This is a genomic window from Terrabacter sp. FW104-15G4B (assembly GCF_058790095.1).
This window is the reverse complement of the sequence record NZ_JBYTCI010000029.1, coordinates 27,029-43,983: the sequence shown is the minus strand read 5'-3', so window position 1 is coordinate 43,983 and position 16,955 is coordinate 27,029. Positions and strand designations below refer to the sequence as shown.

Here is a 16,955-nt window from a genome sequence, read left to right as displayed (position 1 = left end):
GCTCGGGGTGGGGATGGCTCACAGGTGTCCTGTCGTTCGGTGGTGCCGCCGGGCCGTCGGGGGCACCGGTCTGAGGTCGTGGGCGTCGGTCATCCGACCGCCGCGATCGCCGCGCGCAGGAGGGCGGTCTGCTCCTCGTCCGCGGGCACGAGCGGCAGGCGCACGGCCGGCGACTCGATGAGGCCCTGCACGGCCAGGCCGGCCTTGGCCATGATGGCCCCCTGGGTGACGTTCATGACCGCGTTCACCAGCGGCGCGAGCCGTCGGTGCACCGCTCGGGCGTCGTCCCAACGCCCGGCGACCACGGCATCCGCCATCTCGCGGTATGCCGTCGGGGCCACCTGCGAGGTCACGCCGACGAAGCCGACGGCGCCGTTGCCGAAGTGGGCGAGGTTCATGGCGTCGTCGCCGGAGTACCAGTCGAGGCCGGTCGCCTGCATCATCTCGCTGGCGAACCAGAGGTCCCCGCGGGCGTCCTTCACGGCGGTGACGCGCTCGTGCTGGGCGATGCGCAGGTAGGTCTCGCGCGCGATGGCGATGCCCGAGCGGCCCGGGATGTCGTAGACCATGACCGGCAGGTCGCTCGCGTCGGCCAGCGCCGTGAAGTGGGCGACGAGCCCGGCCTGCGGTGGCTTGTTGTAGTACGGGGTGACCGCGAGCACGGCGTCGGCGCCGGCCTTCTGGGCGACGCGCACCGACTCGACGCTCTTGGCGGTGTCGTTGCTGCCGGCCCCGGCGATGACGACGCAGCGGTCGCCGACGGCCTCGATGACCGCGCGCAGCAGCTCGTCCTTCTCGTCGGCCGACGTCGTGGGCGACTCCCCGGTGGTGCCCGAGACGACGAGGCCGTCGTGACCGGCGTCGACGAGGTGCGCGGCGACGCGCTGCGCGGCGTCCAGGTCGATGGAGCCGTCGGTCCGCATGGGCGTCACCATCGCCGAGAGGACACGTCCGAGGGCGGGAGAGTGAGCCATGGGCCCAAGGTTAGCGCCCTGGTGCTGCCGCACCTCGCCGCGCCCATGCCACGGCGCGCAGCCGTCTGGGATCGAGAACGGCTGGACGACAGAGGCGAGGCACTACTCGCTCGGGGGTCCGGGTAGTGCCTCGCCACCCCCTACATCGCCGCTTGCCACCGGGCGTTACATCCGCGCATGACCTATTTTTCCACGATTGCGTATGCCGCTCAGGCGCGCCGTTCGTAGGTGACCCACGCGAACCCCGGGTGCTGCTCGCGGGCCGTCTCGGTCCAGATCTCCGGGTCGATCTCGGGGAAGGTGACCGAGCCCTCCGGGGACTGGGCGACCTCGGTGACGAGGAGTCGGACGGCATACGACATGGCCTGTCGGTAGACCTCTCCCCCACCAACGACGAAGACCTCGTCGCAGTCGGCGACCAGCTCGAGCGCCGCCGGGAGCGAGTGGGCCACCTCGACGCCGGGCGCGCTCCAGTCGGGTTGCCTGGTCACCACGATGCTCCGGCGCCCGGGCAGGACCCCCATGGAGTCGAACGTGCGCCGGCCCATGACCATCGGGTGGCCCATCGTGGTGCGCTTGAAGAACTTGAGGTCCTCGGCGAGGTGCCACGGCATCGTCAGCCCGTCGCCGATGACCCTGTTGCGGCCGACGGCGACGATCATCGTGACGTTGTCGCTGACCTCGCTCATGGCAGCAAGGCTCGCAGATGCGCGCGGCTCACACCGCGATGGGAGCCCTGATGCTGGGCTCCGCGACGTAGTCGACCAGCTCGAAGTCGTGGAGGTCGAAGTCGTCGATCGCCGTCTTGCCGGGGGTGATCCGCATCGTCGGCAGGGGGTGCGGGGTGCGGGTCAGCTGCAGGCGGGCCTGATCGAGGTGGTTGAGGTAGAGGTGCGCGTCGCCAAGGGTGTGCACGAAGTCGCCGGGATCGAGGTCGGTCAGCTGCGCCACCATCTGGGTCAGCAGGGCGTAGCTGGCGATGTTGAAGGGCACGCCGAGGAAGATGTCGGCGCTGCGCTGGTAGAGCTGGCACGAGAGGCGCCGGCGGCCGGCGGGCCCGGGCGGCGAGACGTAGAACTGGAACATCGTGTGGCACGGTGGCAGCGCCATGTCGTCGACGTCGGCGACGTTCCACGCCGAGACGATGAGGCGGCGGCTGTCGGGGTTGGTGCGGATCTGGTCGATGACCTTGGCGATCTGGTCGACGTGGCGGCCGTCGGGCGTCGGCCAGGAGCGCCACTGGTAGCCGTAGATGGGGCCGAGGTCGCCTGTGGCGGGGTCGGCCCACTCGTCCCAGATGGAGATGCCACGATCCTGGAGCCAGCGCACGTTGGTGTCGCCACGCAGAAACCAGAGCAGCTCGCCGATGATCGAGCGCAGGTGCAGCTTCTTGGTCGTCGTGGCCGGGAAGCCGTCGGCGAGGTCGAAGCGCATCTGGTGGCCGAACACGCTGAGGGTTCCCGTGCCCGTCCGGTCGGACTTCTCCTGACCGTGGGTCAGGACGTGGTCGAGGAGGTCGAGGTACTGCCGCACGGACCGCAGCCTAGCCCGGCCCATCGACCAGCCGCCGTAGGCCGCCCGCCGCGCCTCGGTCCCGTCCCGCGTCGCAGCCAACACACCGAGCAGGTCGCAACACACCGGGACCGGATCAGGGTGTGTTGCGACCTACTCGGTGTGTTGAGGGGTGAGGCGGGTCAGGCGTCGTAGTCGAGGCCGACCGTGTCGGTCACGGGGTGGCTCTGGCAGGCCAGGACGATGCCGGCCGCCACCTCCTCGGGCTCCAGCGCGTAGTTGCGGTCCATCCGCACCTCGCCCGACACGAGCCGGGCCCGGCAAGTGCCGCAGACGCCGCCCGTGCACGAGTAGGGCGCATCGGGCCGGGCCCGCAGCGTCGCGTCGAGGATGCTCTCCTCACGGCTCGGCATCGGGATCACGGTGGTGCGCCCGTCGAGGTTGACGGTGACGGTCGCCTCGGGCGGGGCCCCGGCGTCGACGACGACCTTGCGCTTGGGCGCCGTGCCGTCGTCGACGTGGAAGATCTCGTGGTGGATGTGGCGAGCGTCGACGCCACGCCCGGTCAGCAACGCCTCGGCCTCGGTCACCATGCCGAACGGTCCGCAGAGATACCACTCGTCGACCGACCCGACCGGCAGCAACGAGCCGAAGATCGCTTCGAGCCGCTCTCGGTCGAGCCGGCCGTGGAACAGCTCGACGTCCTGGGCCTCCCGCGACAGCACGTTGACGAGGTGGAAGCGCCCCGGGAAGCGGTTCTTGAGGTCCTCGAGCTCCTCGAGGAACATGATCGAGCTCGTGCGGCGGTTGCCGAAGAGCAGCGTCGCGCGCGAGCCCGGCTCCTCCTCGAGCGCGGTGGTCAGCAGTGAGAGCACGGGCGTGATGCCGGAGCCGGCCGCGATGGCCACGTGATGGCGTATGCCGTCGGGCTGGGCCAGGCAGGTGAAGGACCCCTGGGGGGTCATGACGTCCACGACGACGCCGGGGGTCACGACGTCGTTGAGCCAGGTCGACATCCGGCCCTCCGGCACGCGGGCCGCCGCGACGCGCAGGCGGCGGCCGGTGGGGTCTGCCCGGCGTGACTGGCAGATCGAGTAGGACTGGCGCACGTCCTCGCCGCCGATCGTCGCGCGCAGCGTGAGGTGCTGGCCCGGCTCGAAGAGGAACTCCTCGACGAGATCTTCGGGCACCTCCAAGGTGACGGCCACGGCGTCCTCGGTGAGCCGCTCGACCGAGGCCACGGTCAGCGGGTGGAACCGGGCGCGGTGCCGCGCGCCGGAGGCGGTCACGTCGGAGGCCGCGGCGGCCGTGGGCTCTGCAGCCGTGGTCGGCTCGGCAGCGGCCGGAGTGGTGAGGTTGGTCATTCAGATGGCCTTGAACTCGTCGAAGGGCTCGAGGCAGGCGTTGCAGCGGCGCAGGGCCTTGCAGGCGGTCGAGCCGAAGTGGGCGATCTCGGTCGTGTCGGTGGAGGCGCAGCGCGGGCAGGCGACCACATGGCGGCTCAGGCTCACGGCCACCGGGCCGCGCGGCTCCCCTGCCGACGCCGGGCCCGGCGGAGCGATCCCGAAGCGCTGCAAGGCTGCTCGCCCCTCGTCGCTCATCCAGTCGGTCGTCCAGGCCGGCGACAGCTGCGTGCGCACGTCGGCGGCATACCCCTGCCGGTCGGCCTCGAAGGAGATGCGTGACGCGATGGCCTCCATGGCGGGGCACCCGCTGTAGGTGGGGGTGATGGTCACCGTGACGGTGTGGGCCCGCGCGTCGACCTCGACGGCGCGGAGGATGCCGAGGTCGGCGATGCTGATGACGGGCACCTCGGGATCCGGGATGCGCGAGATCGCCTCTGCGAGAGCCGATTCCGTGTCCACGACACTCACCACGTCGCGCCGGGGTGGGACCGTGCGATGTGCTGCATCTCCGCGAGGAGGTAGCCCATCGGCCGCGAGTGGATGCCCGCGCGACCGCCGCGGGAGCGCCAACGGGATCCCTCAGGCATCGTGAGCGTCGCCTGCTCGACGACGCGCGCCACCCGTGCCATGACCGCGTCTCGCAGGGTCGAGGGCAGCACTCCGACACCGAGCTCGGCGGCGACCACCGATGCCTCGTCGTCGTCGAAGAGCTCTGCGACGTAGGGGGTCACGCGGGTCAGGGCCGCTTGCATCCGGCGGGAGGAGTCCTCCGTGCCGTCGCCGAGACGCACGACCCACAGCGATGCGTGGTCGAGGTGGTAGCGCACCTCCTTGATGGCCTTGCCCGCGACCCCGGACGACGTCGTCGCCCGAAGCGGCGAGCGCCGTGTGCAGCTCGACCTGGTAGGCCGAGAACCACAGCAGCCGGGCCATCTCGTCACCGAAGTCGCCGCGTTCCTGCTCGACGAGGTGGAGGTTGCGCCACTCGCGCTCGTCGCGCTGCATGGCGTAGTCGTCCTCGCCGCGACTGGTGCCGTCGATGGAGCCGATGTAGGGGTAGAGCGCGCGGGCCTGGCCGAGCAGGTCGAGGGCCACGTTGCCGAGCGCCATGTCCTCCTCGATCTGGGGGGCGTTGGTCATCCACTCGCCGAGGCGCTGCGCGTAGACCATGGCGTCGTCGGCCAGGCCGAGGACGTAGCCGGCGTACGGTTCGGCGTCCGCGGCGCCGGTGTTCTCGGCAGCGCCGGGCAGGGGTTCACGCGGGGTGTCGGAGCGCGGCGGAGAGCTGGATGGGGTCGTCACAGGTACTCGACATCCTCGGGCACGTCGTAGAACGTCGGGTGCCGGTAGATCTTGTCGCCGGCCGGGTCGAAGAACGAGTCCTTCTCGGACGGGCTGCTCGCCGTCACGTCGTCGGCCCGGACGACCCAGATCGAGACGCCCTCCTGGCGGCGGGTGTAGAGGTCCCGAGCGTTGCGAAGCGCCAGCTCGGCGTCGGGAGCGTGCAGCGAGCCGACGTGCACGTGCGAGAGGCCACGCTTGCCGCGGACGAAGACCTCCCAGAGCGGCCAGCTGCGCTCGACCTGGGCAGCGGCAGGCGCCACCACCGCCTCGCCGGACGGGGGGGTCGGTTCGCTCACGCGGCACTCTCCTGAGCGGTCGAGTGGGCGGTCCGTGCATGCTTGGCGGCGTATGCGTTGGCGGCCTCGCGCACCCAGGCGCCCTCGTCGTGGGCCCGGCGGCGGTGCTCGATCCGCTCGGCGTTGCACGGGCCGTCGCCACGTAGCACCTGCCAGAACTCGTCCCAGTCGATCTCGCCGAAGTCGTAGTGCCCGCGCTCCTCGTTCCAGCGCAGGTCGGGATCGGGCAGCACGATGCCGAGCTTCTCGGCCTGTGGCACCATCATGTCGACGAACTTCTGGCGCAGGTCGTCGTTGCTGAAGCGCTTGATGCCCCACGCCATCGACTGCTCGGTGTGCCCACCCTTGGCGGCGGCGTCACCGGTGTCGGGCGGCCCGAACATCGCGAGCGCCGGCCACCACCACCGGTTGGCCGCGTCCTGGGCCATGGCCTGCTGGGCCTCCGTGCCCCGCATGAGCTTCCAGAGGATCTCGAAGCCCTGCCGCTGGTGGAAGCTCTCCTCCTTGCACACACGGACCATGGCGCGGGCGTACGGGCCGTACGAGCAGCGGCAGAGGGGGACCTGGTTCATGATCGCCGCGCCGTCAACGAGCCAGCCGATGGCGCCGCAGTCGGCCCACGTCAGGGTCGGGTAGTTGAAGATCGAGGAGTACTTCTGCTTGCCGTCGTGCAGCCGGTCGAGCAGCTCCTGCCGGTCGATGCCGAGCGTCTCCGCCGCCGAGTAGAGGTAGAGCCCGTGGCCTGCCTCGTCCTGCACCTTGGCGATGAGGATGGCCTTGCGGCGCAGCGACGGGGCGCGTGTGATCCAGTTGCCCTCGGGCTGCATGCCGATGATCTCGGAGTGCGCGTGCTGGGCGATCTGGCGGATCAGCGTCTCGCGGTAGGTGTCGGGCATCGCGTCGCGCGGCTCGATGCGCTGGTCGGCCGCGATGAGGGCGTCGAAGTCGTCGCCGACCGTGTCCCGCTGGTCGTCGTGCTCCGCCGCCGCGTCGTACGCGTCGGTCTCGGCCGCGTTGAGCGGTTCGTTCGGGTCGATGACGTCGTTGCCATACATGAGTCCAGTATGCGAGATGGGAGCGGGGGCGTCCAAAAGCCGGGGTGGGGTGTGGCCGGAAACCAGAGGGGGGCCGCCTGAGAGGATGCCCGGGTGGCCCCCGACGAGCAGACGCCCCACGCGCACGACCATGCGCACACCCACGACCACGCCCACGAGCGCGGCCCGGTCGCCGACGCCAGCGTCCGCATCGCGCGGGCGTCTGACGCCCCCGCCGTGGGTCTCGTCCAGGCCGTCGTGTGGCGAGAGGCGTACGCCGGTGTGCTACCCGACGAGGTCGTGGCGCAGTTCGACCCGCGACCCTTCACGAACGCCTGGCGCGCCTCCCTCGGCGACGCCCCCTCGCCCGACCACCTGCTGCTCGTGGCGTGCGCCGGCGAGCAGGTCGTCGGGTTCGCAGCCGTCGGCCCCTCCCCCGACCCCGACGGCGAGGACGCGGCCGAGCTGCTCGTCCTCGGGGTGCACCCGGACGCGCGCCGCCAGGGCCACGGCTCCCGCCTGCTCAACGCCGCCGTCGACACGGCTCGCGGCCGGGGAGCCGCGGCCCTGACCGCCTGGGTGCTCGCCGACGCCGACTCGACGCGCAGCTTCCTCGCCGCCGCCGGGCTGGAGGCCGACGGCGCGCACCGCGAACGGGTCGTCTCCGACGACGGCCGTACGGCGCATGAGGTCCGCCTGTCGGCCGGCGTCCTCGACGCCGCGGAGGACACCTCGGGCGAGGCACGGGGTGCCGGCTCGGGGGCGGTGTGACCGCACCCGTCGACCCGGTGGCCCGTCGCGCGGTGGTGCGCCAGGGCGTGTCGGTCGGTCTCGCCACGGGCGCCTACGGCATCAGCTTCGGGGCGCTCGCCGTGGCGGCCGGCCTGGACCTCTGGCAGGCGATGGCGCTCTCGCTGCTGATGTTCACGGGCGGCTCGCAGTTCGCATTCGTCGGCATCCTGGCCAACGGCCTCCACGCGGCCCCGGCAGCCATCGCGGCCTCCTCGATGCTCGGCATCCGCAACGGCCTCTACGCGCTCGAGCTGACCCAGGTGCTCGAGGTCCGCGGGGTGCGGCGAGTCGCGGCCGCCCACCTCACCATCGACGAGTCGACGGCCGTGTCCGTGGCGCAGCAGGACGAGCCGACCTCCCGGCTCGGCTTCTGGCTGACCGGCCTCAGCGTCTTCGTCCTCTGGAACCTCGCGACACTCGCCGGCGCCCTGATCGGCGATCTCGTCGGCGACCCGCGGACCTACGGCCTCGACGCGGCGGCGTGCGCCGCCTTCACGGCGCTGCTCTGGCCGCGCCTGCGCGACCGCGACGCGGTCGCCATCGCGGTGGTCGGCGCGGTCGTGGCGGTGGCGCTGTCGCCGACGATGCCACCCGGCATACCCGTGGTGGCGGCTGCGGCCGTCTCCCTCCTCGCGTGGCGCGGCCCGAGGCGGGAGCAGCCATGAGCGAGTGGACGGCCATCCTCGTCGCGGCCGCGATCGCCTTCGGGCTGAAACTCGCCGGCCATATCGTCCCGGCGCACCTGCTCACCGGCCCACGAGTGCGCCGCATCACCGCCGCCCTGCCCATCGCCCTGCTCGCGGCGCTGGTGGCGACGCAGACCTTCACCGGTCCGGGCGGGTCCCTGGTGCTCGACGCGCGCGTCGTGGCAGTCGGCGTCGCGGTCGTCGCCCTGCTCCTGCGGGCCCCGTTCATCGTCGTCGTCGTGCTGGGCGCCGCCACCGCGGCCGCCCTGCGGGCGCTCGGCTGGGCCTGACATGGCCGATGCCGACGACGTGCGACGCCTGGCCCTCGGCCTGACAGGGGTCGAGGAGGTCGAGAGCGAGGGCTTCGACTTCCGCGTCGGCGGCAAGGGCTTCGTCTGGTCCTGGCCGGAGCGCATCCCCGGGCGCCGGCGTGTCATCCGGACCGACATCGCGGTGCTCTACGTCGGCGACGAGGCCGAGAAGCAGGCCCTCGTGCTCGGCGAGCCGGACCTCTTCTTCACGACGCCGGCCTACGACGGGCTGCCCCTCGTCATGCTGCGCCTCGAGCTCGTCGATCCCCCTCGCCTGGAGGAGCTCGTCACCGACGCGTGGCGCATGCGCGACCCCGGCGACACCTGAACTCCGAATGCACATCCGGGTCCGTGCATGGTCCAGCCCGCGGCAGCCCACGTGATGTGTCGTGGGGGCCGGCCACCGGGCTCAGGCGTGGCCGTCGCAGACCGGCTGGAGCGGGCGGCCGGGCAGGTCCTCGCGGTTGTGCATCCGGCTCGTCGGCGTGCCGCAGACGTGGCAGGCTGCGAGGTGCACGGCGTCGTCGCTGAACCCCACGGCCATGCGCTCGTCGAAGACGTAGAGGTGCCCCTCCCAGAGCCCTCGGTCACCTCGCTCCTCGCCGTAGCGGACGATGCCCCCGTCGAGCTGGTAGACCTCCTCGAAGCCGCGCGAGCGCATCAGGCTCGTCAGCACCTCGCACCGGATCCCGCCCGTGCAGTAGGTCACGACCGGCCTGCCCTTGAGCGCGTCCCAACGGCCTTCGTCGAGCTCGCGGACGAAGTCGCTCGTGTGTCGGATGTCGGGCAGGACCGCGCCGCGGAAGCGGCCGACCTGCGCCTCGACGGCATTGCGTCCGTCGAAGAGCACGACGTCGTCGCCACGCTTCGCGACGAGCGCGTCGAGCTCGTCCGGGCGCAGGCGCGTGCCGCCCCCGACGACGCCTTGCCCGTCGACGAGGACCTCGTCGGGCACCCCGAACGACACGATCTCGTCGCGCAGCTTCACGACCAGCCGCGGGAAGTCGAGGCTGCGCCCCTCGCCGTCCAGCCTCGAACCGTCACTCCACTTCACGTCGATGTCGCGGAAGGACGCGTACTCCCGCGTCTTGCGGACGTATGTCTTGAGCACCGTCACGTCGCCGCCGACCGTTGCGTTGATCCCCTGACGGGACAGCAGGATCCGCCCGCGCAGCCCGAGCCCTTCGCAGAGATCGCGCTGCCAGAGGCGCAGCGCCTCGGGGTCGGCGAGCGGCCGGAAGGCGTAGAAGAGGACGACCTTGGGGATGGCCATGGCAGCTTCGTCTCGAGGCGGGCGCCGGTCAGGCGATGCCGAGGTAGTGCTCGAGCCCGACGGTGAGCCCGGGGTTGTCTGCGACGGCGCGCACCGCTGCGATGACCCCGGGCATGAAGCTGCTTCGGTCGAAGGAGTCGTGGCGCACGGTCAGCAGCTCCCCCGCGTTGCCGAGCAGGACCTCCTGGTGGGCGGTGAGCCCTCGCAGCCGCACGGAGTGCACGGGTATGCCGTCCAGCCGGGCACCGCGGGCACCGTGCGGGTCGTGGGTCGTCGCGTCGGGCACCGCGGCGCAGCCGGCCTCTGCCCGGGCCCGGCACATCATCGCGGCAGTGCGGGCAGCGGTGCCCGAGGGCGCGTCCACCTTGGCCGGGTGGTGCAGCTCGATCACCTCGACCGACTCGAAGAAGGGGGCGGCCTTCGCGGCAAAGGACATCATCAGCAGTGCGCCGATGGCGAAGTTGGGGGCGATGAGAACCCCGACGCCGGCTCCGGAGGAGGCAGGAGGCGCCTCGGCCAGCTGGCCTCTCAAGGTCTCCAGGCGCGAGTCGTCCCATCCCGTGGTGCCGACGACGACGTGCACGCCACGCTGGACGCAGTGGGAGACGTTGGCCGGGGAGGCGTCCGGTACGGTCAGCTCCACCGCCACCTCGGCCCCGCCGAGGTCGCCGAGGTCGTCGGCCGAGCCGTAGGCTCCGACCAGGGTGAGGCCGGTCGCTGCCCCGACGGCCAGCACCGCCTCGGAGCCCATCCGACCGCTCGCACCGATGACGGCGACGCGGATGTCGCGGGAAGGCCGGCCTGTCGTGTCGCTCACCGAGCCAGCCTAACGAGGTGCGCCGCGGTCGCCTGCCCGCGGTCCAGGACACGGCATACGGCATATGGCATTCGGGGACTGCTGCGTCTCAAAGCCCCGTTGGGAGGCTCCTGCGCGACGCACACTGAGGGGGACTCGAGGAAGTGGTCCGCATGCCCGTCCGCCCACGCGCCGTCAGTGTCCTGGCCCGGCTTCGTCGCCTGGCCCTGATCCCCGTGGCGGCCATCGGGCTGGCCATCGGGCTCGCGGTCGCGCCGAACGCGCAGGCCGCCGTCCTCTTCGGCAACGACATCTCGTGGCCGCAGTGCCCGTCCTCGTTCCCGACGACGTCGACGCAGTTTCTCGTCATCGGGCTGACGAACGGCCTGCCGTTCACCGAAAACCCCTGTCTCGCGAGCCAGGTCACTTGGGTCCGTGAGCATGCGAAGCCGGCCCAGGCGTACACCATGGCGGCCTTCCCCACCTCGGAGCAGCAGGCGGCCTACGGCTCGAGCGGTCCCTGGCGGTCGACCACGCGGGCCGCACGCCTCTCCAACGTCGGCTACGCCGAGGCCCGGTATGCCGTCGCATCCCTGGCGAAGGTCGGCTGGCGCCCGCCGGTGGTGTGGATCGACGTCGAGCCACGCGACACGGAGCCGAGGAGGCAACCCTGGCCCACGTCCACGACCGTGCAGCGCCTGGAGAACCGGTACGTGGTCGAAGGAATCATGCGGGGACTGCGGGCGTCCGGCTACGCGTACGGCGTCTACTCGAACTCCTCGGGCTGGCGGTCGATCACCGGCTCGTGGTGGCTGCCCGGGGTTCCCGTCTGGGCCACCGCGGGCACCCTCGACTACCCCACCGAGGCCTTGGACCGCTGCTCGCAGCCGAGCTTCTCGGGAGGCAAGGTCTACCTCGCGCAGTGGTGGGACTCGAAGTGGGACTACGACCGCACCTGCGGCACCTACGCGTTCACGTCACTGCCGATGCCTGCCGCTTCCCTTTCCAACAGCACCGGAGACTTCAACGGCAACTGGAACAACGACGTGCTGGCTCGCTGGACCGTCGGTGGCGCGCTCAAGCTCTACTCGGGCACCGGCACGGGAAGCCTGTCGCTGGGCACCCAGATCGGCACGGGCTGGGGCGGCATGGCGACCCTCGAGACGCCCGGCGACCTCAGCGGTGACGGCGCGCAGGACGTGCTCGCCCGCGAGGCGGCGACGGGCGACCTCTGGATGTACAAGGGCAACGGGGCAGGCGGTTGGCGCCTCCCGCGCGTGCGCGTCGGCACCGGCTGGCAGGTGATGAATGCGATCGTCGGGATCGGTGACCTCACCGGCGACGGCCGGATGGACCTCGTGGCCCGCGTGAGAACGACCGGTCAGCTCTACCTCTACCCCGGGAACGGCAGCGGAGGCTGGAAGCCCCGGACGAGCCTCGGCACCGGCTGGAACCGCTACAACGTCCTCCTCGGTCCCGGTGACCTCAATGGCGACGGGCGACCGGACCTGCTGGCGCGCGAGCCGTCCACCGGCATCCTCTGGCTCATGCCCGGCACGGGCTCCGGCACCCTGGGCACCCGCGTCCAGGCCGGCAGTGGATGGAACGCCATGACCGCGATCATGAGCCCCGGCGACCTCGACGGTGACCGCGTGCCCGACGTGCTGGCCCGCGACACCTCCGGGCGGCTCTGGCTCTACCCGCGCATCGCCGCGGGCGGCTGGAGCCCACGCGTCCTGGTCAGCACCGGCTGGAACATCGTCAACGCGATCTTCTGACCAGTGCCGTGCCCCTCCACTCGTCGGCGTCCTGCGCAGCCTGGCCACCGCGGGGTCCCAGACGAACTCCAGAAGCTCCGGTGATGATGTGCGCGTGCCGGAAGATGACCCCGTTGTCGGTCGACGAGCGCTGGTAGGTGGCGGCCTGGCCGCCGTCGGCCTCGGCGTCGTTGCCTGCTCCACGATCAGTCCAGACGTCAGGGGAGCAGCGCCCTCGGTCACCGCCGGCGTGGGGCGTCCGCCGGGGTCGGGGCAGACGTCCGCGCCCTCCTCCCCCGCCGGGTCCGAGGCATCGGCGCCATCGGCGAGCACGGGGCAGCCGCGGGCGGTGCCCGTGCTGCTGCGCACCCCGGGCGCGGACGTGCGGCAGGGTCCGTCTTCGGTGCCCGCCGTGGCGCTGACCTTCCACGGAGCGGGCGACCCAGCCCTAACGCGGCGCGCGCTCCAGATCCTCGGGGACCACGGCGCCCACGTGACGGTCTTCGCCGTGGGGAGCTGGCTCTCGGCCCACCCGGAGCTCGGCAGGGCCATCGTGGCCGCCGGCCACGACCTGGGCAACCACACGTGGTCCCATCAGACGCTCCCGCGACTCTCGACCCCGGCTGCCCGGATCGAGATCGCCAGGGGCGCGAAGGCGGTCGCCGCCATCGAGGGGTCCTGCCCCTACCTGTTCCGCCCGTCGGGGACTCCCACCTCGACACGAACCATCCGTGCGGCCGCCCTGGCCAGCGGCTATGCGCGGTGCATCTCCTACGACGTCGACCCGGCCGACTACCAGGACCCCGGGGCGCGAGCCGTCGCCTCCCGCACCCTGGCGGCAGTGGGCGCCGGGTCGATCGTCAGCCTGCACCTCGGGCATTCCGGGACCATCGAGGCGCTGCCGACGATTCTCAGCGGTCTCTCGGACCGCGCCCTCCGGGCCGTCACGACGACGAGGCTGGTCGCATGACGAGCGCAACTGCTCGCCGGCGCGGCGGGCTGGTGGTGACTCTCGCTGCCGTTCTCGCCCTCGCGGCCCTGGGCGCCTGCACCGACCCGCAGACGGGCACGGAGGCCCAGACCTACGTCAGCCGCGCGCCCGGCTCCGTCACGCCGTCGACTCCGGCGACCCCCGGGGCCTCCGACGGGGCAGCGGGGTCGATGAACGCGCGGGTTCCGGAGGCGCCCTACGCGCACACCGGTCGCGACGCCCTCACCGGTGCCGCCGTCCACGCCAAGCGGCTCGTGTACGTCCCGAACCAGGTGGCCGGGACGCTCGAGATCATCGACCCCGCCAGCCGCCGCGTCGTCAAGCGCATCATCGTCCCGGCCTCGCCGGAGCACGTGGTGCCCTCCTGGGACTTCACCCGGCTCTGGGTCAACTCCGACAAGGGCAACGCCCTCACCCCGATCGACCCGAGCACCGGCGGGGTCGGGAAGCCGGTGCCGGTGCGCGACCCCTACAACCTCTACTTCACCCCGGACGGCCGGTACGCCCTCGTCATGGCGTCACGCTTCCGCGCCATCGACGTCCTCGACGCGCGCAGCCTGCGCCGCGTCCGGTCCCTCCCCGTGCCCGAGTACGCCGGCGTCAACCACGCCGACTTCACCGCCGACCTCACGGCCTTCGTCGCCAGCTGCGAGTTCGACGGCCGCCTCCTCGTCGTCGACGCAAGCGCCACCCGCGTCCGAAAAGTGCTGGACCTCAACGAGATCCACACCCCCGGTGCGACAGCACCCATGCCCATGGCGATGACGGGTCCGCGACGTGGACTCGCCCACGGGGCCTCGTCGATGCCGCAGGACGTCCGCCTGACGCCCGACGGTCGCTGGTTCATGGTGGCCGACATGCTCCTCAACGGGGTGTGGTTCATCGATGCGGCGACCTTCGCCTACGACCACTTCGTGCCGACCGGCAAGGGCGCCCACGGCATCTACCCGTCGCGCGACGCACGCCGCATCTTCGTCACCAACCGCGACGCAGGCACGATCGCCGTCTTCGACGCCACAACGGACCGGCCGCGGACGACCTGGAGGCTGCCCGGTCACGCCACCCCCGACATGGGCGGCGTGACGGCTGACGGGTCACAGCTCTGGCTGTCCGGCCGGTACAGCGCCGAGGTGTACGTGATCGACACGCGCAACGGCCGGCTGATCTCGCGGATCCCCACCGACGCGGGTCCGCACGGGCTGCTCGTCTGGCCACAGCCGGGCCGCTTCTCGCTCGGTCACACCGGCAACACCCGCTGACAGGACCATGGCCCGCCAGGCACGCAGGATTCGCCGCCCGGGGCTGAACCACCCGGCAGACCGGTGCGGCAGCGCGCTCAGCACCAGGTGGACGACGAGCGGCCCGTCACCCCAGAAGGTGACGGGCCGCTCGCGGACCACCGGAGTGCTCAGGCCTCGGCGGGTGCCTCGGCCGGCTCGGCGTCGCCGGACTCGGCGGCGCCCTCGGCGAGGACCGCAGCCAGGCTCAGCTTGCCGCGCGGGTCGATCTCCTTGAGCTCGACCTGCACCTTCTGGCCCACCTTGAGGACGTCGTCGACATTGTCGATCCGCTTGCCGCCGACGAGCTTGCGCACCTCGGAGATGTGCAGCAGGCCGTCCTTGCCGGGCAGCAGCGAGACGAACGCGCCGAACGTCGTCGTCTTGACGACGGTGCCCAGGAAGCGCTCGCCGACCTCGGGCATCTGCGGGTTCGCGATGGCGTTGATCGCCGCGCGAGCCGCCTCGGCCGAGGGGCCGTCGACCGCACCGATGAACACGGTGCCGTCGTCCTCGATCGAGATGTCGGCGCCCGTGTCGTCCTGGATCTGGTTGATCATCTTGCCCTTCGGGCCGATGACCTCACCGATCTTGTCGACGGGAACCTTCACCGTGATGATGCGCGGGGCGTACGGGCTCATCTCGTCGGGCACGTCGATGGCCTCGGCCATGACGTCGAGGATGTGCAGACGCGCGTCGCGAGCCTGGGTCAGCGCGCCGGCGAGCACCGACGCGGGGATGCCGTCGAGCTTCGTGTCGAGCTGGATGGCCGTGACGAACTCCTTGGTGCCGGCGACCTTGAAGTCCATGTCGCCGAAGGCGTCCTCGGCACCGAGGATGTCGGTGAGCGCGGCGTACTGCGTCTCACCGTCGACGGTGTCGGACACGAGGCCCATCGCGATGCCGGCGACCGGGGCGCGCAGCGGCACACCAGCGTTGAGCAGCGACAGGGTCGAGGCACAGACCGAACCCATGGACGTCGACCCGTTGGAGCCGAGGGCCTCGGACACCTGGCGGATGGCGTACGGGAACTCCTCGCGCGTCGGCAGGACCGGCATGAGCGCACGCTCGGCCAGGGCTCCGTGACCGATCTCGCGGCGCTTCGGGGAACCGACGCGGCCGGTCTCACCGGTGCTGTAGGGCGGGAAGTTGTAGTTGTGCATGTAGCGCTTGCGCGTGACGGGGCTCAGCGTGTCGAGCTGCTGCTCCATCTTGAGCATGTTGAGCGTCGTGACACCCATGATCTGGGTCTCGCCGCGCTCGAAGATCGCAGAGCCGTGCACGCGCGGCAGGACCTCGACCTCGGCGCCCAGGGCGCGGATGTCGGCGAGGCCACGGCCGTCGATGCGGACCTTGTCGCGCAGGATGCGCTGGCGGATGAGCTTCTTCTGCACGGCGCGGAAGGCGGCCGAGACCTCCTTGTCGCGCCCCTCGAACTGCTCGGCGAGCTGCGCCTTGACGGCGGCCTTGATCTCGTCGAGGCGCTCCTCGCGCTCCTGCTTGCCGGCGATCGTCAGGGCGGCGCTCGTGTCGTCGGACACGGCGGCCTCGACGGCGGCGTACACGTCGTCCTCGTAGTCGAGGAAGATCGGGAAGTCCTGGACCGGCTTGGCGGCCTCGGCAGCGAGCTGGGCCTGGGCCTCGCAGAGCTGCTTGATGAACTTCTTGGAGGCCTCGAGGCCCTCGGCCACGACCTCCTCGGTGGGCGCCTGCTTGCCCTCGTTCTTGACGAGGTCCCACGTCGACTCGGTGGACTCGGCCTCGACCATCATGATGGCGACGTCGTCACCGACCACGCGACCGGCGACGACCATGTCGAAGACCGAGCGCTCGATGTCGGAGAAGTTCGGGAAGGCGACCCACTGGCCGTCGATGAGCGAGACACGCACGCCACCGATGGGGCCGGAGAAGGGCAGGCCGGAGATCTGCGTCGAAGCGCTGGCCGCATTGATTGCGAGCACGTCGTACTGGTGGTCGGGGTTCAGCGAGAACACCGAGATGATGACCTGGACCTCGTTGCGCAGACCCTTCTTGAAGGTGGGGCGCAGCGGGCGGTCGATGAGGCGGCAGGTGAGGATGGCCTCGGTGGACGGGCGGCCCTCACGGCGGAAGAAGCTGCCGGGGATCTTGCCGATGGCGTACATCCGCTCTTCGACGTCGACCGTCAGCGGGAAGAAGTCGAACTGGTCCTTCGGCTGCTTGCCGGCGGACGTCGTCGACAGGAGCATCGTGTCGTCGTCGAGGTAGGCGGTCACCGCGCCGCCGGCCTGGCGGGCGAGGCGGCCGGTCTCGAACCGGACGGTGCGGGTGCCGAAGCTGCCGTTGTCGATGACGGCCTCGGCGAAGGTGATGTCTGGACCCTCCATGTGGGCCCTCGCTTTCTTTTTCTCTGCGTGCCCGCGCACATCGTCGTTGTGTGCGTGGTTTCTTCTTCGGGCCGGCTGGCCCTGGCGCGGCATCCGACGGGCGTCGGCTGCCTGCACCTACGACGAAAGGCGGTCTCCGC

18 protein-coding genes and 1 pseudogene are annotated in these 16,955 nt (G+C 71.4%); 7 read left to right on the top strand and 12 right to left on the bottom strand.

Translation table 11 applies throughout. From position 1 onward, the window contains the following. Positions 1 to 89 precede the first annotated feature (89 nt). The 9 genes and pseudogenes from dapA to paaA form a co-directional block, all read right to left on the bottom strand. Positions 90 to 974, bottom strand: coding sequence for a 4-hydroxy-tetrahydrodipicolinate synthase (dapA, locus tag AC3WRT_RS17600; RefSeq protein WP_492724219.1), 885 nt, complete (start codon positions 972 to 974; stop codon positions 90 to 92). A gap of 209 nt (positions 975 to 1,183) precedes the next feature. Next, the gene (locus AC3WRT_RS17595) at positions 1,184 to 1,663 is read right to left on the bottom strand and encodes a dihydrofolate reductase (protein ID WP_492724217.1); all 480 of its coding nucleotides are present in this window, start codon (positions 1,661 to 1,663) and stop codon (positions 1,184 to 1,186) included. Between the two features lie 28 nt (positions 1,664 to 1,691). Continuing rightward, positions 1,692 to 2,507, bottom strand: a complete 816-nt coding sequence (locus AC3WRT_RS17590; RefSeq protein ID WP_492724216.1) for a thymidylate synthase — start codon at positions 2,505 to 2,507, stop codon at positions 1,692 to 1,694. A 161-nt stretch (positions 2,508 to 2,668) separates the two neighbouring features. Further along, positions 2,669 to 3,850 carry a 1,2-phenylacetyl-CoA epoxidase subunit PaaE gene (paaE, locus tag AC3WRT_RS17585; protein ID WP_492724214.1) on the bottom strand — a complete coding sequence of 394 codons (1,182 nt, stop codon included), beginning with the start codon at positions 3,848 to 3,850 and terminating at the stop codon, positions 2,669 to 2,671. After that, a complete protein-coding gene (paaD, locus tag AC3WRT_RS17580) occupies positions 3,851 to 4,351 on the bottom strand; it encodes a 1,2-phenylacetyl-CoA epoxidase subunit PaaD (protein ID WP_492724213.1) in 501 nt (166 codons plus the stop codon). It lies immediately after the preceding gene. A 5-nt stretch (positions 4,352 to 4,356) separates the two neighbouring features. After that, a complete protein-coding gene (locus AC3WRT_RS17575; protein WP_492724212.1) occupies positions 4,357 to 4,719 on the bottom strand; it encodes a 1,2-phenylacetyl-CoA epoxidase subunit PaaC in 363 nt (120 codons plus the stop codon). A 91-nt stretch (positions 4,720 to 4,810) separates the two neighbouring features. Beyond that, positions 4,811 to 5,194: pseudogene (locus tag AC3WRT_RS17570) on the bottom strand (1,2-phenylacetyl-CoA epoxidase subunit PaaC); the annotation flags it as partial. Continuing rightward, positions 5,191 to 5,532: a 1,2-phenylacetyl-CoA epoxidase subunit PaaB gene (gene paaB / locus AC3WRT_RS17565; protein WP_492724211.1), complete on the bottom strand. Its 342-nt coding sequence runs from the start codon at positions 5,530 to 5,532 to the stop codon at positions 5,191 to 5,193. The gene paaB and the pseudogene AC3WRT_RS17570, both read right to left, overlap by 4 nt. Next, complete coding sequence (gene paaA, locus AC3WRT_RS17560; RefSeq protein WP_492724210.1) at positions 5,529 to 6,587, bottom strand: 1,2-phenylacetyl-CoA epoxidase subunit PaaA; 1,059 nt, start codon at positions 6,585 to 6,587, stop codon at positions 5,529 to 5,531. The genes paaB and paaA overlap by 4 nt, the downstream gene beginning before the upstream one ends. Before the next feature lie 93 nt (positions 6,588 to 6,680). Between paaA and AC3WRT_RS17555 the strand changes: the two genes are divergently transcribed. From AC3WRT_RS17555 to AC3WRT_RS17540, 4 genes are read left to right on the top strand one after another with little or no spacing between them, the layout of a single operon-like run. Continuing rightward, positions 6,681 to 7,337: a GNAT family N-acetyltransferase gene (locus tag AC3WRT_RS17555; protein WP_492724208.1), complete on the top strand. Its 657-nt coding sequence runs from the start codon at positions 6,681 to 6,683 to the stop codon at positions 7,335 to 7,337. Next, positions 7,334 to 8,023 carry an AzlC family ABC transporter permease gene (locus tag AC3WRT_RS17550; RefSeq protein WP_492724207.1) on the top strand — a complete coding sequence of 230 codons (690 nt, stop codon included), beginning with the start codon at positions 7,334 to 7,336 and terminating at the stop codon, positions 8,021 to 8,023. Before AC3WRT_RS17555 ends, AC3WRT_RS17550 begins: the two co-directional genes overlap by 4 nt. Next, positions 8,020 to 8,334, top strand: coding sequence for an AzlD domain-containing protein (locus AC3WRT_RS17545; protein WP_492724206.1), 315 nt, complete (start codon positions 8,020 to 8,022; stop codon positions 8,332 to 8,334). The genes AC3WRT_RS17550 and AC3WRT_RS17545 overlap by 4 nt, the downstream gene beginning before the upstream one ends. Position 8,335: 1 nt before the next feature. Then, positions 8,336 to 8,683: an MmcQ/YjbR family DNA-binding protein gene (locus AC3WRT_RS17540; protein ID WP_492724204.1), complete on the top strand. Its 348-nt coding sequence runs from the start codon at positions 8,336 to 8,338 to the stop codon at positions 8,681 to 8,683. Positions 8,684 to 8,764: 81 nt separating this feature from the next. Here AC3WRT_RS17540 and trhO read toward each other — a convergent pair whose 3' ends face one another. Next, positions 8,765 to 9,628, bottom strand: a complete 864-nt coding sequence (gene trhO, locus AC3WRT_RS17535; protein ID WP_492724202.1) for an oxygen-dependent tRNA uridine(34) hydroxylase TrhO — start codon at positions 9,626 to 9,628, stop codon at positions 8,765 to 8,767. 28 nt (positions 9,629 to 9,656) lie between these two features. Next, positions 9,657 to 10,445, bottom strand: a complete 789-nt coding sequence (gene dapB, locus AC3WRT_RS17530) for a 4-hydroxy-tetrahydrodipicolinate reductase (RefSeq protein ID WP_492724201.1) — start codon at positions 10,443 to 10,445, stop codon at positions 9,657 to 9,659. 152 nt (positions 10,446 to 10,597) lie between these two features. Here dapB and AC3WRT_RS17525 point away from each other — a divergent pair, with 152 nt between their 5' ends. From AC3WRT_RS17525 to AC3WRT_RS17515, 3 genes are all read left to right on the top strand, one after another. Then, positions 10,598 to 12,202 (top strand): FG-GAP-like repeat-containing protein, encoded by a 1,605-nt coding sequence (locus AC3WRT_RS17525; RefSeq protein WP_492724199.1) that lies wholly within the window; start codon positions 10,598 to 10,600, stop codon positions 12,200 to 12,202. Positions 12,203 to 12,296: 94 nt separating this feature from the next. After that, positions 12,297 to 13,151 (top strand): polysaccharide deacetylase family protein, encoded by an 855-nt coding sequence (locus tag AC3WRT_RS17520; protein ID WP_492724197.1) that lies wholly within the window; start codon positions 12,297 to 12,299, stop codon positions 13,149 to 13,151. Continuing rightward, positions 13,148 to 14,431: a YncE family protein gene (locus AC3WRT_RS17515; RefSeq protein WP_492724195.1), complete on the top strand. Its 1,284-nt coding sequence runs from the start codon at positions 13,148 to 13,150 to the stop codon at positions 14,429 to 14,431. The genes AC3WRT_RS17520 and AC3WRT_RS17515 overlap by 4 nt, the downstream gene beginning before the upstream one ends. A 149-nt stretch (positions 14,432 to 14,580) precedes the next feature. Here AC3WRT_RS17515 and AC3WRT_RS17510 read toward each other — a convergent pair whose 3' ends face one another. After that, the gene (locus AC3WRT_RS17510; protein ID WP_492724194.1) at positions 14,581 to 16,815 is read right to left on the bottom strand and encodes a polyribonucleotide nucleotidyltransferase; all 2,235 of its coding nucleotides are present in this window, start codon (positions 16,813 to 16,815) and stop codon (positions 14,581 to 14,583) included. Between the last annotated feature and the right edge of the window lie 140 nt (positions 16,816 to 16,955).